Here is a 15,803-nt window from a genome sequence, read left to right as displayed (position 1 = left end):
GCCTCGGCCGCGCATGCCGCACAGCGGCGACGTTCCCAGCACGCCGCACGCGCCCGTCGACCGGAGCCGCGGCGTCTGGCCTTCGGTACACCGCAAGGCGTGCCGAAGGCAGGCCCGTCAGAGCTTCATGTTGAAGCCGACATAGAGCACGCGACCTGCCGAGGGCGAAAACATCGGCTGCGCGGTGTCCTGGAAGAACGTGTCGTACCAGGCATAGACATACTCGCGGGCTGTTGCGTTCTTGACCTGCAGGTCCACGCTCAGGCGTGGATTGATCCTGTACTTCGCGCCGAGATCCACAACCGCGAACCCGCCGAACTTGCCGGTGACGTTCTGCTCCTCGAGGTAATGGTCTCCCTGCCCGCGCGCCTGCAGTCCGAACTCGAGTGCATCGCTCGCGCGGTAGTCCACGCCGAGGTTGCTGATGTAGCGCGGGGTGGCGGCGACCTCGTTGCCTTCGATCGACAGCCCGGCCGGGCGGTCGTCGCGTTCGATCTTCGCTTCCTGGTAGGCGTGCGAGGCGCGTACCGTCCAGCGCTCGCCGAGTTGCGCGTCGATCTGCGCATCCACGCCGCGGCGGCGGGTCTTGCCCAGCACCACGTTGGTACCGGTGGCGGGCATGTTGGAGACCTCGTTCTCCGCGTCTTGCTGCCAGACCGCGAGACGCGCCTGGGTGCCGGCAAACGGCATGAAGCGCAAGCCCGCCTCCATGCCGGTATTGGTCGAGGGCTGGATCGCCGCCTGACCGGGCGTCAGATAGGCCGGCGGCGTGGATCCGGTCAGCACCTGGAAGGTCCGGCCCCAGTTCGCATAGACGTTGGTGTCGGGCGACAGCGCGTAGACGACGCTGAGCTTCGGCTGGCCGATGGTGCCGTAATCCTGCAGTGGGGCGCGCACGCCGCCGAGCAGGTGCGTGGCGCCATCGAAACGGTCCACGCGGTAGGCCGGCACGATCTTCAGCGCGTCGATGGGCTGGTAGATCGCCTGCACATAGGCGCCGGTGTTGTCGAAGCTGTGGAAATCGTCGTTCTGCACGCGGGCGGGCGTGGCGTCGAAATCGGTCGGCTCGGTGTAGTTGAAGCGCAGGCGCGTATAGCCGTTGCGCTGCTGCTCGTGATTGGCGCCGCCCTCGAGAGTGAGCGTATCGCTCGCGGCCCAGGTCAGCGTGGCGAGCATGCCGGTCTGCTTCTCGTCCCAGATGCGGCGCTGACGCGGCGCATTGCCGGTGGGCAGATCGCTGAAGGTGACGCGGCGGTCGTCCTCGTAGCGGTTGTAGTACAGCTTGCTGCCGAGCACGAGGTTCTCGGCAAGCTTGAGGTCCATGTGCACGGCGACCTGCCGCATGTCGCGGTCGTCGCCATCGTTGGCGTTGCGGCGGGCGGACCCGCGACGATCGACGGCAAGCTCTTCGGCGGTCATGAAGCCCGGCTCGTCGGCCTGGTGATGGTAGGCACGCGCGGTCAGGCCGATGCGCATGCCGTCGTCGAGGTCGCCATAGAACCACTTGCCGCCCAGGGAATACTTCTCGGACGCGTCATGGGCGCGGTAGCCGTCGGAGGTCTGCACGCCGACGAAATAGTTCTGCGCGAAGCCGCCATGCTCGCGACCCACCGCGATCTGCGCGACGCGCGTGTCGAAGCTGCCGAGGGTCAGTCGCGCATCGGTGTAGTCGCCGCCCTGGCGCGTGCCGAAGTTGATGTTGCCGCCGATGTTGTGCAGGCCGTAGCGCGGATCGTTGGTGCCGCGCACGACTTCGATGTAGTCGATTTCCAGCGGGAACAGCATGTCGATGAAGCGCTGGTTGCCGCTGTTGACGTTGCTCGGAATGCCGTCGATCAGCGTCTTGATGGCGTTGAGATAGCCCTCGCCGTTGAAGGCGCGAAAGCTCACCTTGCCCGACTCGGCGCCCTGGCGCGTTTCGGTCAACTGCATGCCCGGCATCTGCCCCAGCAGCTCCCAGCTCTGGCTCACCGTCTTGTCTTCGATCTGCTCGGCGCCCAGCACGTCGACCGAGGTCAACACTTCATGGGCGGTGAGCTGACCGCGCGCCTGATGCACATGCACCGTGCCCATGCTGGTCGTGGCGCTCTGTGATTGCGCCAGGGCGTCGGGTGCGGTCAGGGCCGCGACGACGGCGGCAGCGAGCAGATGGAATTTCATGGGATGTGGGACTCGTGGAGGTGCCGGCGCGGCGCCGGCGAAAAGGAAAACGGAAGCGGAAAAGGCCGTGATCAGGGGTGGTCCGGTGCGAACGCCGGCGCGCGCGGATAGTCGTCCGCGGTGAACGGCACCTCGCGGAACAGATAGCCGTAATAGAAGTGCCGCAGCCGGGCGTGGTAGGCGCGGATCCGGTCCTGATAGGCGAGGTGGGCGCGCATGTCGGTGCCGGCCCATCGCGTCATCAGCACCTGCATGCCCACCGGCGGCAGCACCCAGCCGACGCGCGCAGCCGCATCGGCGCGCTGCTCGATTCCCCGGCGGTACGCCGCCGCCTGCTCGGCCACACTGTCGTCGCCGTTCTGATGGAAGGCGAGATACCACTTGTAATGGAAGGCGTGGCCGAGCAGCGCCGAGTCCTGCCACTCCGGGTACTTGGCGTAGAAGCGCTGCATCGTGAGGTCGCGCGGCATGTCCCAGGCCGCGTTCACGGCTTCGCGTTGCGCGCGCGCGATCTCGGCGCCCTGATCCACCCGGATCGCCCGCTCGATCGCCACGTGCGACAAGGCGGGCAGGACCAGGGCGATCGCCGCCCACACCGTGACCAGGGCCGCGGCGTTGGTGGACGAGGACCAGCGGCGCCGCGCGACCAGCAGCGCCAATGCGATCCAGAACACCGTATAGCCGATCGTCAGCGCGACCACGGCGGCGATCAGTCCCGGCGCCACGCCCTGGTGCAGTGCGAAGCCGACGAACAGCGGCACCACGCAGGCGAGCAGGGCGACGCCGCGCACGACCGCCCGGCGCGCGTAGATGCGCGCCAGCGGGTGCGGCAGTGCACGCAGCATCCGCTCGCGGCCCGCTTCGGCCTCGGCCGAGCGCAGGTCGTGGAAGAGCACGATCACGAACACCGGCAGCAGAAAGGTCAGCAGGAACGCGAAGTCGAACCGGCCCGCCAGCGCGAGCTCGGGATTGAAGGTGTCGCCGTCGTGGATCTGCGCCTCCAGGCCCAGCGCGCGCACCCGCAGGATGTAGGGCGCGACATCGCGCATGCCCACCGCCGCAAATGCCAGCGGCTCGGGCGCGTGCCAGGTGGGATGGAAGGTGTAATAAGCGGCGTGGCCCGCGTCGGTGGACGTGCCGTGGGCGTGGATCACCGCCGCCAGGTCGGTCTGCTGCAGCGCCGGGATCCGCTCGATCGCCGCGCGCTGGCTATCCATGCGTTGCACGCCCGACATCAGGCTCGCGAGTGCGAGCAGGGTCAGCAGGACAAGGCCGGCCACGGCGACACGCGCCCGCAGCAACAGGCGCCATTCGTAATGCCACAGGTTCATCGGGCGCCTCCCAGCCGGCGCGCCGCCAGTGCCAGCAACAGCGCCGCGCCCAGCAACCACGCCAGCAGCACCAAAGCCGCGGGCCACATGGCCTGCAGCAGGCGTCCGGCCTGCTCGGGCACGAATGCGAAGCTGGGAATGTCCTGCCAATGCCCGCTGTCCACCCGCTTGCGGCGGTCGGCGTCGGCGTCGCTGGCAGTGTCGTCGGCATAGCGCACGCCATCGGCCTGCAGCTGGTTGAGCTGTTGCACGATGGTGTAGCGGTAGGCCTCGGTCTGCTCGAGGAACCGCACATGCGCTGCCAGGTCGGTCGCGGCCGCCGCCATCGAGAGTCGCCGCAGCGGAATGGCCGGACTCAGGACGCCGAACAGGGCGACACGGGTGTTCTGGCGGTCCTGGATCGCCGCGCTGCGCGCGGCATAGGCCGCGAACAGTTCGGAGGTCAGGCGCTCGCCTTCGACGGCGACCAGTCCGCGGTAGTTCACCGGCAGGTCTTCGATACGCTCGACGCCGTACCGCGCGAGCACGCTGCGCCGGAAGTCGTTGAAGTAGGGATCGTCGGGATCATGGCTGTCGCCGATCGCACGCAGGTCGGCGCCGATGCCGACATCGGTCTGCAGGCGGTCGGGCAGCGGGAACGCGGCATAGGCGGCGTCGGTAGCCAGTCGCGGCACCAGCAGCGCCGCGACTGCCCAGATGCCCACCAGGGCGAGCAGCGCATCGCGGCGCCGGTGGGTCAATGCCGAGAGCGCGGCGATCAGCAGGCACCAGATGCCCAGATATCCGGCATACGCCAGCATCAGCGCCATGGCCACGGTGACCGACGCGCCGGGCTTGGCCGCCATGACCGCAAGGCCCGCAATGGCCGGCAGCATGAAGATGCCGGCCGCGACCGACAGGGCTGCGAGCTTGCCGGCGACGATGTCGCGCAGGCGCGCGCCCTGCAGCATCAGCTGGCGCAGCGTGCCGCGTTCGCGCTCCTGGGCGAGCACGCCATGGCCGAGAAAGATCAGCACCAGTGGCGCGAGGATCTGCAGCACGAAGGCGGGCGTGAGCTGGCCGAAGCGGGTCAGCACCGAGCCCTGCATCACGTCGCCGAAGTTCGCGGTGTTCTGGCGATGGCCTTCGAGAAACATGCTGCTGCCGGTGAACGGGTCGACGCCGGCATCGAAGGCCGCCAGCGCAGACGGCAGGCGGTAGACGAAGTGCCCGTAGTGCACCACGCGATGCGGATGGCGGTCGGGTTGTGCTTCGAACGCCGCCTGCGCGGCCGCCTGCTGCCGCGCGCGGTAGTCCGCGGCGTCGGCCATGTGATGCAGCGACACCGCCGTGGCGACCGTCGCGAGCATGACCAGCAGGGCGATGCCGGCGAGCGCGGTCCGGGTGCGCGCCATTGCGCGCAATTCGTTGCGCATGACCGCGGCTACGACGCTCATGCGGCGCGTGCCCGTCCGGAGAAGTGGGCGTGCAGCGCCGGCAGATCGAACTGCGCGCGCGCGGCCTCGTGCACGATGCGGCCATCGTCGAGCACGCCGATGCGATCGGCTACTTCGACCGCACCGAGCAGATCATGGGTGACCATCAGCACGCTCGTGCCGCGTGCGCGGACCGATTCGAGCAGCGCATGGAAGTCGGCGCTCGCACCCGGATCGAGGCCCGAGGTCGGTTCGTCGAGCAGCAGCAGCGGCACCTCGCGCATCGACGCGATCGCGATCGCGACCTTCTGGCGCATGCCTTTGGAAAATCCGGCCAGCCGCTGCGTCCATGCGGTCTCCTGCAGACCGGCGGCGCGCAGGGCCTCGCGGATCGCACCGGCATCGCGGCGCCGACCTGCCAGCGACAGCAGGTAGTCGGCGTTCTCGAGCGCCGACAGATGCTCGTAGAGCGCCACGTTCTCGGGCAGATAGGCCAGCTGCGCACGCGCGTCCTCGGGCGCCTGCGCCGGGTCCACGCCCGCGACCCGCACGCTGCCCGCGTCCGGCTTCACGAAGCCGAGCAGGACAGACAGGGTGGTGGACTTGCCGGTGCCGTTGCCGCCGAGCAGCGCGTAGATGTCGCCGCGTTCGACCCGCAGATCGAGATTCGTCAGGACCGGCCGGCCCGCGAACGAAACGCGGAGCGCGCGGATATCGATGACGGCGGAATCAGGCGTCACGGCGGCACCTCTCAATGAATGGGGGGCGGCACTTTATCATGTAATAACATTACAAACTCGAGGCGGAGCAGCCGGACCGGGCTTGCCGGCAGGCGCTTCGTCGCCACGCTGATGCACGCGGGCGGCGACCTAGGCGCCTGCAAAGTGGTGGGGATTGCCGGCACTTCGCGACCGCCCTGCGCAGCCGGTCAGGTATGCTGCAACGCAACATCCGCCGCCTGTCCCCGTGTCCGCCCTCCACGCCAAACCGTCCCAGTCCGCTCCCGATGACGCCGCCGAGGCCGCCGCGGCAGTCGCCGTCGCCGCGCCCGACGCCTCCCCGCAGCGGCATACGCTGGTCGAGGATGTGCAGGGGCTGGTGCTGGCGAGTCTGGTCGGCGCCCTGGGCATGTCGATCCTGGCCACAGGTGGCCTGCTGGTCGGCGGCATTGCGGGCGTATCGCTGCTGGTGCACTACGCAACCGGCTGGAACTTCGGTCTGCTGTTCGTGCTGATCAACCTGCCGTTCTACTGGATCGCGGTGCGGCGCATGGGCTGGGAGTTCACCCTCAAGACGTTCCTCGCCGTCGGCGTGACCGGCTTCGTCGCCGACGCCATTCCGCGCTGGGCGCCGTTCGAGTCGATGCATCCGGCGTTCTCGGCGATCTTCGGCGGTGCGCTGGTCGGCATGGGCATCCTGTCCTTCATCCGCCATCGCGCGAGCCTCGGCGGGGTGGGCATCGTCGTCGTCTGGCTGCAGCGCAGCCGCGGCTGGAGCGCGGGCAAGTTGCAGATGGGGTTCGACACCGTGCTGATGCTGGTCGCGCTCGCGATCGTGCCGCCGGTGCAGGTCCTGTATTCGGCGCTCGGCGTGCTGGTGCTCAACCTCGTGCTCCTGTTCAACCACCGGCCCGGACGCTACATGGGCGCGTGATGCGCACCGCGCGCGTTGCCAAGGGTGCGTGGCGCGGATCGATGCCGCTGCATCGCGCGCCCGATGGATGTTCAGGCGTGCGCCCCTAGACTCGCTCGAATCGACCCTGCCGGTCCATGGAAGCCCTGCGATGCGCCGAATCGTGATCACGCCCCTGCTGTGTCTCGCCCTCGCCGCACCGGGCATCGCGTCCGCCCAGCAGTATGAGATCGACCTATCGCGTCTCGACCCGGCCGCAGTGCTGTCGACCGGCAGCGACGTGTTGCGACGTGCGTCCTCACAGTCGGTCGACGAGCTGTTCCAGGCCGTGCTGCACGCCTCCCGCGAGCCGAAGGAATCACGCGCGCTGTGCGCGCTGTTCGAACCCGATGCACGTCGCGATCTCGCGGCGTTCCAGCGCACCGTGGACACGCTGGGTCCGGCCAGTCGCAACCGCTTCGCAAACGCCTTCACCAATGTTGCAGTGAGTGGCCTGCAGGGCCAGCCGCAGACCTACGATCCTGCAGTCGCGCAGCAGGTGCTTCGATCCGCGGCGATCACCGCTACGCTGCTGCACGACGGTTTCATGCTCGGCCTGACCTCGACCGGCACCGATGAGGCCAGTCGTCAGGCGCGCTGTCGCTCGTTCCGGCAGGTGGTCGACGTGCTCAAGGACCAGCCGCAACCGCAACGCGTGTTGGCGACGCGTTGGCTGCTCAACGAGGGATTGACCCTGGTGGCGGACGAGCAGCGGCCGGCCGGTTGAATCCAGGCGTCGTGACATGCGCGGCCGGCGCCACCGTGCAGCCGATCCCGACCGCGTAGAGTGACCACTCTTCGCAGCAGGCCTGTTGAGGCGCTTGGGTTCGAAGCGTCGTGGGGCTGGGTCTGACTGCATTCCACGCTGATCCGGCTTGTCCGGCCTCGATGGCCGGTCTGATCGATCGTGCCTGCGTCGTTGCGGGTATTCGCGTTCGTGCACGGCCTTCAGAAGGCGGCTGCATCATGCAGGACCCAACCCCCTCCACGTCCCGTCCCAGGCGGGCACGTTCGCCGAAGCAGGTGGTGAACGATCTGCTCACCCAGTTGCGGTTGCGCGACCTTGCCGATGCGCGGACGTTCGAATGGACGGTCGATGTGCGCGGCATGACCGACGAGGCGCTTGCGCGGACGGTCGCGCTGCTGGCGCGGCAAGGTTATGCGGCCCAGTACTCGCCGAACGACGTCCCCGGTTTCGCGCACTTCATCCTGCGCTGGTGAAGCATGGAGACGCTCAGCCGACCTGCGTCAGCCAGTCTTCGAGGTTGTAGTAGTTCGTGACGCGTGCGATGCGACCGTCGCGGATGTCGAAGAATGCCCCGCCCGGCAATACGTAACGCTGGCCATTCGCCGGCGGCAGCCCGGTGTCGTCGGCGATGTATTCACCATGCACCACGTACTCGGCGGCGGCGCGCGCGCCGTCGACTGACGCCATCACGACGATGTCCGCCAGCCGTTCGCGATAGCGCGCGTCCATGCGTTGCATGAAAGCGACGAACGCGTCGCGTCCGGTTTCCCGTGGCCCCTGGTTGAGGTCATGCACGACGTCATCGGTCAGCAGCGCGAGCATCGCGGCGCGGTCGCCGGCATTGAACGCGGCGTAGTAGTCGTGCACCAGCTGCAGCGCGGTGGCCTGCGCGGTTTCGGTCATCAGGTAAGTCTCTGTCGGGCCGCGTCCCACAGGTCGCGATGGAAGAAGTACACCTCGCGCAGCAGGAACTCGCGCTGGGTGCGGAACGTGCGGAAGCGGGTGGACGGCGTGGGCGAACCGAGGGCGTCGATCCCCAGTCGCTTGCTGGCGCGCAGTGCGCGCGCCATGTGCAGTGGATCGCTGACGATGATCACGCGGTGCAGGTCGTGGTCCTGCAGCAGGCGCCGGGTTTCGACCAGATTCTCGAGCGTCGTACGCGAGCGCGATTCGATCAGGATCGCCGCCTCGGGGATGTCCTGGCGCAGCGCGTAGCGGCGCGCGACCTGCGATTCGGAGAAGCGCGCCTTCGCGCCGCCGTAGCCACCGGTGAAGATCAGGGTCTTCGCATGACCGGCGCGATAGAGATCGAGACCATGATCGATACGCGCCTCGAACACCGGCGACGGTTGCGCGTCGTAGGCGGCAGCGCCGAGTACGACGATGGCGTCGGCCGGGCCGGCCTCGTCGCGATTGCCGACGTGCATGATCCACGCCGCCACGCCCAGCAGCCAGATGGCCAGCAGCAACACCAGCCAGAACACGAGACGGAAGAAGCGGCGCATGGGGCCGCGTTTGCGTGTCATGGCAGATGCGCGCCCGTCATGACTGCCACGGCAGGCGATCCGGATCGACGTTGCCGCCGCTGAGCACCAGCCCGACGCGCAGACCGGCGAACCGCGAACGGTTCGCGAGCACCGCCGCCAGCGTGATCGCCGACGACGGCTCGACCAGTTGCTTCATGTGGACCGCGATCCGCCGCATGGCCGCGACGGTGTCGGCGTCCTCGACGGCGATGACCTCGACCGGCGTGCCGTCTCTGCTGCGGTGGGCATGCAGAATGTCGAAGTTCGGTTCGCCCAGCAGGCCGCGCAATCCGTCGCAGACCGTCTCGGGCACGAGATCGCCGACACGCGCGCCGGCCTGCAGCGAGCGCAAGGTGTCGTCGGCACCGCGCGGTTCGGCCAGCACTAGGCGGGTAGAGGGTGAGGCATATTGCAGCGCCAGCGCCGTGCCCGATGCCAGCCCGCCGCCGCCGACCGGCACCACCAGCACATCGAGCGGGCCGGCCGCGTGCAGCAACTCCAGCGCCGCGGTGCCCTGACCGGCGATCACGTCGCGATGCGTGTACGGGTGGATCAGCGTCGCGCCGGTCTGCACGCGCAATCGTTCGCAGGCTGCTTCGCGCGCGGCGAGCGTCGGCGCGCAGTGGTGCAGGACGGCGCCATAGCCGGCGATCGCCGCGAGTTTCGCTGCGACCGCGCCGTCGGGCACCACGACGTGGCAGACCAGGCTGCGGGCTGCGGCGGCAAGCGCCAGTGCCGCACCATGGTTGCCCGAGGAATGGGTCACGACGCCGCGCGCGGCGGCTTCATCGTCCAGCGACCAGACCGCATTGCTGGCGCCGCGGAACTTGAATGCGCCCGCGCGCTGCAGATGCTCCGCCTTGAAATGCAGTTCGCAGCCCGCGGCAGCATCGAGCGTGCGGGCCCGCAGCACCGGCGTCAGATGCGCGTGACCGGCAATGCGCGCGGACGCGGCCAGCACATCGTCCGGCGTCGGCAGGGAAATCGGATCCGTCATGCCGCAAGCGTAACGGAGCGCTCGACGGGATTCACGAACGGACCGCAGGATGAAGCGACCCGCAGGCGATTGGAACGCTTAAGGGCCGATTCAATGCCACGGGTGGATGGTGGACGTCTGATCGACAGGGGTGGACCGACATGATCCGCAAGGCTTTTCTGCTCGTTGCCTGCATGACGCTGGCGGGTTGTGCCACCTACGGCTATCGCGGCGGCAGTGGCGACTACTACTACGGCTCGCCCGGGACCACCACTTACCGCCATTACGGTGCGCCCTACGGCAGCCTGGGGTATGGGCGCGGATATGGCTGGTTCGGCGGCGCCGGTTACGGCGTGCCCTACCCGGGCTACAACGCCTGGAACCGCTATCCCTACGGAGCATACGGATATGGGGGCGGCTATTACCGGCCGCCGCCGGTGATCGTGCGTCCGGTCTATCCGGGGCGTCCGGGCGGTCATCGGCCGCCGGTTCGGCCGCCTTATGAGCATGCCCGACCCGAGCGGCCGGGCTGGGGTCACGGCCGGCCGGATCGCCCGGATCGTCCAGGCGTCGACCGGCCCGAACGCCCGGACCGTCCAGGCATGGGCCGTCCCGGTGGGCCGGGCCCCGGTTTCGGCGCCCGCCCGCCCAACCGCGGTGATGCCGACCGTCCGGGTCGTCCGGGCGGTGGCTGGGGCGGTCGCCCGCCGCGCGGTGAGGGGCAGATGCGTCCCGACACGCGGCCCCCCGGTGGCCAACGCCCGGGACGTCCCGAAGGTCAATCGCGTCCGGTCATCCAGCGTCCGCCGCAGGCCACGCCGGTCAGCCGCCCGCCACCGGTCCGTACGGAGTCGCGCCCGAGCTCGCGCGTTGAAAGAAGGACGACGGTCACACACCGGGAAGTCGAGCCGATTTAAGGCTTGCGCTGTCTGGGAGGCGGGAGGAAGCTTGGCCCCGAGTGACCGGTTGCGTCGGTTTCGGACGTAAACGTCACACCAGTTGTCGACTCCCGGCGGGGAATACCGGATCCCCCCTGTTCCGTCTCCGCCGGGTGTCGGCTCTTGATCAAGCGCTCCGCCGAGCGAGCCAAAAAAATGGGGCCGGATGTCCCCCGACATCCGGCCCCGTGCTTCCCCGCAGCGTACTTGGCCAGCCCTGTTCCAATTCCGGCCGCGCCCCCCTTTCAGACGCTTGCCGCTGCGGGTGCGCCGTAAAGCACGCAGAAACTGTGCCAACTCTGGCGCACTGGCTGCCGCGCGCGACGAACTCGCGGATAATCCTCGCCATGTCCAACGACTTCCACAGCTACGACGTTATCGTCGTCGGCGGCGGCCACGCCGGCACCGAAGCTGCGCTCGCGTCTGCGCGCGCCGGCGCCCGCACGCTGCTGCTGACCCACAACGTCGAAACCATCGGCGTGATGAGCTGCAACCCGGCGATCGGCGGTATCGGCAAGGGTCACCTGGTCCGCGAGATCGACGCGCTCGGCGGCGTGATGGCCCGCGCGGCCGACGGTGCGGGCATCCAGTGGCGTCGGCTCAACGCATCGAAAGGGCCGGCCGTGCGCGCGACGCGCTGCCAGGCGGACCGCAACCTGTATCGCGCGTTCGTGCGCCGCGCCGTCGAGGGGCAGCCGAACCTGACAATCTTCCAGTCCGCGGTCGATGACCTGGTCATCGAGGGCGACGCCGTGCGCGGCGTCATCACCCAGACCGGCCTGCGCTTCGACGCGCCGGCCGTGGTGCTGACCGCGGGTACGTTTCTCGCCGGGCGGATCCACATTGGCGAGGCCCAGTCCGCGGGTGGGCGCGCAGGCGATCCGCCTGCAGCGACCCTCGCGGCCCGCCTGCGCGAGCGTCCGTTCGTCGTCGATCGTCTGAAGACCGGCACGCCGCCGCGCATCGACGGCCGCACGCTCGACTACGCCGCGATGACCATCCAGCCGGGTGACGATCCGCGCCCCGTGTTTTCCTTCATGGGCACGCGCGACGATCATCCGCGCCAGGTGCCGTGCTGGATCACCCGCACCACCGAACGCACGCACGAGATCATCCGCGGCGCACTGCACCGCTCACCGATGTACTCGGGCCAGATCGAAGGCATCGGTCCGCGTTACTGCCCGTCGATCGAAGACAAGGTGGTGCGCTTCGCCGACAAGGACAGCCACCAGATCTTCGTCGAGCCCGAAGGTCTCGATGTCGCCGAGATCTATCCCAATGGCATCTCGACCTCGCTGCCGTTCGATGTGCAGCTTGAGCTCGTGCGCAGCATCGTCGGCTTCGAGAACGCGCATATCACCCGCGCCGGCTACGCGATCGAATACGACTTCTTCGACCCGCGTGGGCTCAAACACACGCTGGAGACACGCGCGGTCGCGGGCCTGTATTTCGCCGGCCAGATCAACGGCACCACTGGCTACGAGGAAGCCGCCGCGCAGGGACTGCTCGCTGGCGTCAACGCCGCGCGCCAGGTGCGTGGCCTCGATGCCTGGAGCCCGCGCCGCGACCAGGCCTATATCGGCGTGCTGGTCGACGACCTGATCACGCACGGCACCAAAGAGCCCTACCGCATGTTCACCAGCCGGGCCGAATACCGGTTGCAGCTGCGCGAGGACAATGCCGACCTGCGGTTGACCGAAGCCGGCCGCAATCTCGGTCTCGTGGATGACGCGCGCTGGGCGCGCTTCGAGATCAAGCGCGACGCTGTCGAGCGCGAAACTGCACGGTTGCGTGGCCTGTGGGCGTCTCCGCGGAACGCGATCGGCCATGACGTCGTCGCAACGCTGGGCATTGAACTGCGGCGAGAGAGCAACGGCATCGATCTGCTGCGTCGCCCCGAACTCGGCTACGCCGATCTGATGCGCGTCGACGCAATCGGCCCCGGCGTTGAAGCGCCCGAGGTCGCCGAGCAGGTGGAGATCGAAGCCAAGTACTCGGGTTATCTCGACCGTCAGCGCGTCGAGATCGAACGCCAGCAGCGCCAGGAAACTACCGCGATTGCCGAGAGCTTCGACTACGCGCAGGTCCGCGGGCTCTCCGCCGAACTCGCGCAGAAGCTCACGCAGGTGCGGCCGCTGACCGTCGGCCAGGCGCAGCGCATTCCGGGCATGACGCCTGCCGCGATCTCGCTGCTGCTGGTGCATCTGGAACGCGCGCGGCGCACGCGCGCGGCCTGAGGGCAAGAAACGGCGTCAACGACGCGGCGATGCGTGCAGGTCGGCGATCGCAACCGCGTCGCCGCACGCGAGCACACCGCGATCAGCCGGTGTTCCGCGCACGTGTGGTGTGGTGCGGACTTCGATCTTGCAGGGCGACAGGAATGACGAACAGACCCGTACTTTTCGGTGCAGGCATCTCCGCCATCGTCGGCATCGCGTACTGGGCAGCGGTGTCCGGGATGTCGGGCGGCGGCGAACCCTGGGATGCCGACGCGTTCTGGACGCTGGTGTATCCGGGCGCGCTGCTGCTGTCTGCAATCCTCGGCGTCGCGATGCCAAGGCGGGCCTGGCTCTGGGGCCTGATCGCCGTCTTCGTCCAGGTGCCGGTCGTGATCGCGGTATCGGGCGCGGGGCCGTTGCTGCTGGCAGGCGTGTTGTATGCGGCAGTGCTGTCGATTCCTGCAGCGCTGGTCTCCGGTGCCGCGGGGTGGATCCGGCGCCGCATGCACGGCGGGGTGCCTCACTGAGGCCACGCGTGCTTTCGCCAACGATGCTCAGGGGACGCGCAACGCCACCGGCTCCGCTTCATCGGGGCGGGCTGTTGACTGCACGCGCGCCCGCATCGGCAGTCCGAACAGCGGACGCAGCCAACCGATGCGGCGGATCAGCAGTTCGTGGATCAGCAGGCAACCCGCAACGGTGAGCGTGAGCACGAGCAGCGGCTCCCACAGCGCCCCAAGGTGCAACGGGATCAACCAGTAGGCAGCGAGCACGATCAGGCTCTGGTGCAGGATGTACCAGGGATACATCGCTTCGCTGGCGTAGCGCAGCCATGTGGAAGGCCGGTTCAACAGTCGCGCGCTCCATGCCAACAACGCGAGGAGTGCGGTCCACCAGTAGACGGTCTGGATGACCCGCACCACCCCACGCCAGGCGTCCAGCGGCATCAGTTCGAGATAGGCAGCATCGGGGAGCCAGGCGCCCATCGCCCGTAGCCCCAGATACAGCGCACCAGAACCTACAGCGAGCCAAAGCAGCCGGACGCGCTGGTGGAGCAGCGCCGACCAGAACGGATCGCTGCGCGCGACGAGCAGGCCGAATGCGAACACCACGAAGTACCGCGCGTGGTTGAACCAGTCGCCGAACAGCGCATGCGTCGACGGAAACCGGGGGTCGAGCACCCACAGCGCGAACAGGTACCACAGCGGCGGCACCGTCCACAGCAGCCAGCGGCCGCGCGTCGTCAGCCAGCCGGCGGCGCGCGCACCGCCGATCGCGCGGAACACCGGCACCGCCAGCAGCGCGAGCAGCGTGTAGAGCCAGAGGTACGGCAGATACCAGAGATGATTCCAGGTGAAGCCGTACTCGGCGCCGGTGAACGTGCCGGCCGGCCACGGCCGCAGCTGCAGGTAACGCAGCAGGAACCTAGCGAAGTCGGCGTCGTACGTGCCGAGCATCCGCGCTTCGCACCAGGCCTGCACCGGCACGATCAGGGCGATGCCGAACGCCAGCGGCAACAGCAGGCGCCAGCTCCGGTTGCCGATCAGACGCGCAGGCGACTTCCGTATCAGCACCAGCCCCAGCGCGATGCCCGACAGCAGGAACAGCAGCGACATCCGCCAGCGGTTGACCAGCACCATCGGCCATTCGACCCAGGCCAGCAGTGTCGGGCTCTTGATGTGGAAGCCCCAGTCGACCACGTAGACCATGCCCACGTGATAGAGAATCAGCAGGGCGAATGCGATCACGCGCAGTGCGTCGATGTCGTGGCGTCGGTCCATACACGGTGCGGTGGGGTGCGGAGGAGGCCGTTACATTGCCGGGTCGTATCGCGACACGGTCCGGCCAAGGGCTTCACCGCGTGGCTTCAGGGACGAACCGTGGGCCGACAGGGACGAATGGGACGGGCCAGTCCGCAGCCGCTCCCTAGAATGCGGGCATGTCTGAACGTCCCGCCACGCCGCACACAGGCGCAGAGCGCTATCTCGCCATCCGCCGACCGGTCGAGGTCGGTTACTGGCTCATCACCTATCTGCTGTCCGGGGTGGGCAACAGCGTGACCACCTGGATGGATGTCGAGCGCCTTGGCCTGGACTACGCCGCCTGGGAGGTCGCGAGCTGGGAAGGCAGCAGTGCCATCGCGCTGCTGATGCTGGTGCCGGCGATGGTGTGGTTCACCGCGCGATGGCCGGTGCACCTGGACAACTGGCGGCGACGCCTGCCGCTGTACGCGGCGGCAAGCGTGGTCTGGTCGCTGCTGCACGTCGGGTTGATGGTGGCCATCCGCAAGCTGGTCTACGCCTGGCATGGCGGCACCTATGTGTTCGGCGACGCCTTCGTCTACGAATACCTGAAGGACGCGCGCACTTTCCTCGGCCTCGTTGTGGTGCTGCATGGTTATCGCCTGCTGGTGCGGCGTCTGCAGGGCGAAGCCTCGCTGCTGGCGGCGCCCGACGATGACAGCGCGCCGGTGGAACCGGTCGAGCGGCCCTCCCGCTTCCTGGTTCGCAAGCTCGGACGCGAATTCCTGGTGGCCGCCGACGATATCGAATGGGTCCAGGCCGCGGGCAACTACGCCAACCTGCACGTGCGCGGCAAGGTCTATCCGCTGCGCAGCACGCTGGGCGAACTCGAATCACGCCTGGATGCCACGCGCTTCCTGCGCGTGCATCGCAGTCACCTGGTCAACGCCGACCGGATCGCCTCGATCGAGCCACTCGACAGCGGCGATGCGCGCATCCACCTGCACGACGGCACCATCGTGCCCTGCAGCCGACGCCATCGCGAACCGCTGCGTCTGGCGATGGCGCGCTGAGGGG

General features: G+C 68.4%; 15 protein-coding genes. 7 read left to right on the top strand and 8 right to left on the bottom strand.

Translation table 11 applies throughout. From position 1 onward, the window contains the following. Positions 1 to 117: 117 nt before the first annotated feature. From J2X52_RS00240 to J2X52_RS00225, 4 genes are all read right to left on the bottom strand, one after another. Positions 118 to 2,160: a TonB-dependent receptor gene (locus J2X52_RS00240; RefSeq protein WP_310147260.1), complete on the bottom strand. Its 2,043-nt coding sequence runs from the start codon at positions 2,158 to 2,160 to the stop codon at positions 118 to 120. A gap of 71 nt (positions 2,161 to 2,231) precedes the next feature. Beyond that, a complete protein-coding gene (locus tag J2X52_RS00235) occupies positions 2,232 to 3,491 on the bottom strand; it encodes a DUF3526 domain-containing protein (RefSeq protein WP_310147258.1) in 1,260 nt (419 codons plus the stop codon). Continuing rightward, positions 3,488 to 4,927 carry a DUF3526 domain-containing protein gene (locus J2X52_RS00230; RefSeq protein WP_310147256.1) on the bottom strand — a complete coding sequence of 480 codons (1,440 nt, stop codon included), beginning with the start codon at positions 4,925 to 4,927 and terminating at the stop codon, positions 3,488 to 3,490. Before J2X52_RS00230 ends, J2X52_RS00235 begins: the two co-directional genes overlap by 4 nt. Then, positions 4,924 to 5,646 carry an ATP-binding cassette domain-containing protein gene (locus J2X52_RS00225; RefSeq protein ID WP_310147254.1) on the bottom strand — a complete coding sequence of 241 codons (723 nt, stop codon included), beginning with the start codon at positions 5,644 to 5,646 and terminating at the stop codon, positions 4,924 to 4,926. Before J2X52_RS00225 ends, J2X52_RS00230 begins: the two co-directional genes overlap by 4 nt. Positions 5,647 to 5,872: 226 nt before the next feature. Between J2X52_RS00225 and J2X52_RS00220 the strand changes: the two genes are divergently transcribed. The 3 genes from J2X52_RS00220 to J2X52_RS00210 all read left to right on the top strand — a co-directional run bounded on the left by J2X52_RS00220 (position 5,873) and on the right by J2X52_RS00210 (position 7,798). Beyond that, positions 5,873 to 6,559: a YitT family protein gene (locus J2X52_RS00220; protein WP_310147252.1), complete on the top strand. Its 687-nt coding sequence runs from the start codon at positions 5,873 to 5,875 to the stop codon at positions 6,557 to 6,559. Between the two features lie 130 nt (positions 6,560 to 6,689). Then, a complete protein-coding gene (locus tag J2X52_RS00215) occupies positions 6,690 to 7,304 on the top strand; it encodes a hypothetical protein (RefSeq protein ID WP_310147251.1) in 615 nt (204 codons plus the stop codon). Positions 7,305 to 7,465: 161 nt separating this feature from the next. After that, positions 7,466 to 7,798, top strand: coding sequence for a hypothetical protein (locus J2X52_RS00210; protein ID WP_310147249.1), 333 nt, complete (start codon positions 7,466 to 7,468; stop codon positions 7,796 to 7,798). A 13-nt stretch (positions 7,799 to 7,811) separates the two neighbouring features. On the opposite strand, the gene J2X52_RS00205 is transcribed toward J2X52_RS00210, so the two are convergent. From J2X52_RS00205 to J2X52_RS00195, 3 genes are read right to left on the bottom strand one after another with little or no spacing between them, the layout of a single operon-like run. Beyond that, positions 7,812 to 8,228, bottom strand: coding sequence for a ketosteroid isomerase-related protein (locus J2X52_RS00205; protein ID WP_310147247.1), 417 nt, complete (start codon positions 8,226 to 8,228; stop codon positions 7,812 to 7,814). Beyond that, complete coding sequence (locus J2X52_RS00200) at positions 8,228 to 8,851, bottom strand: YdcF family protein (RefSeq protein WP_310147246.1); 624 nt, start codon at positions 8,849 to 8,851, stop codon at positions 8,228 to 8,230. Before J2X52_RS00200 ends, J2X52_RS00205 begins: the two co-directional genes overlap by 1 nt. 16 nt (positions 8,852 to 8,867) lie before the next feature. Further along, positions 8,868 to 9,848: a pyridoxal-phosphate dependent enzyme gene (locus tag J2X52_RS00195; RefSeq protein WP_310147244.1), complete on the bottom strand. Its 981-nt coding sequence runs from the start codon at positions 9,846 to 9,848 to the stop codon at positions 8,868 to 8,870. A gap of 140 nt (positions 9,849 to 9,988) precedes the next feature. Between J2X52_RS00195 and J2X52_RS00190 the strand changes: the two genes are divergently transcribed. The 3 genes from J2X52_RS00190 to J2X52_RS00180 all read left to right on the top strand — a co-directional run bounded on the left by J2X52_RS00190 (position 9,989) and on the right by J2X52_RS00180 (position 13,511). Further along, positions 9,989 to 10,744, top strand: a complete 756-nt coding sequence (locus J2X52_RS00190) for a hypothetical protein (protein WP_310147242.1) — start codon at positions 9,989 to 9,991, stop codon at positions 10,742 to 10,744. Positions 10,745 to 11,112: 368 nt separating this feature from the next. Further along, entirely contained in the window at positions 11,113 to 13,002 is a 1,890-nt protein-coding gene (gene mnmG / locus J2X52_RS00185) for a tRNA uridine-5-carboxymethylaminomethyl(34) synthesis enzyme MnmG (protein WP_310147240.1), read from the top strand. Positions 13,003 to 13,145: 143 nt separating this feature from the next. Beyond that, positions 13,146 to 13,511, top strand: coding sequence for a hypothetical protein (locus J2X52_RS00180; RefSeq protein ID WP_310147238.1), 366 nt, complete (start codon positions 13,146 to 13,148; stop codon positions 13,509 to 13,511). 27 nt (positions 13,512 to 13,538) lie between these two features. Here the strand turns inward: J2X52_RS00180 and J2X52_RS00175 are convergent, their stop codons facing one another. Continuing rightward, complete coding sequence (locus J2X52_RS00175) at positions 13,539 to 14,765, bottom strand: acyltransferase family protein (protein ID WP_310147235.1); 1,227 nt, start codon at positions 14,763 to 14,765, stop codon at positions 13,539 to 13,541. A gap of 158 nt (positions 14,766 to 14,923) precedes the next feature. Here J2X52_RS00175 and J2X52_RS00170 point away from each other — a divergent pair, with 158 nt between their 5' ends. Continuing rightward, the gene (locus J2X52_RS00170; protein ID WP_310147233.1) at positions 14,924 to 15,799 is read left to right on the top strand and encodes a LytTR family DNA-binding domain-containing protein; all 876 of its coding nucleotides are present in this window, start codon (positions 14,924 to 14,926) and stop codon (positions 15,797 to 15,799) included. Positions 15,800 to 15,803 lie beyond the last annotated feature (4 nt).

Source organism: Luteimonas sp. 3794, assembly GCF_031456825.1.
In the GTDB taxonomy this organism is placed as follows: domain Bacteria; phylum Pseudomonadota; class Gammaproteobacteria; order Xanthomonadales; family Xanthomonadaceae; genus Luteimonas.
This window is presented reverse-complemented; position numbering and strand designations above follow the sequence as displayed.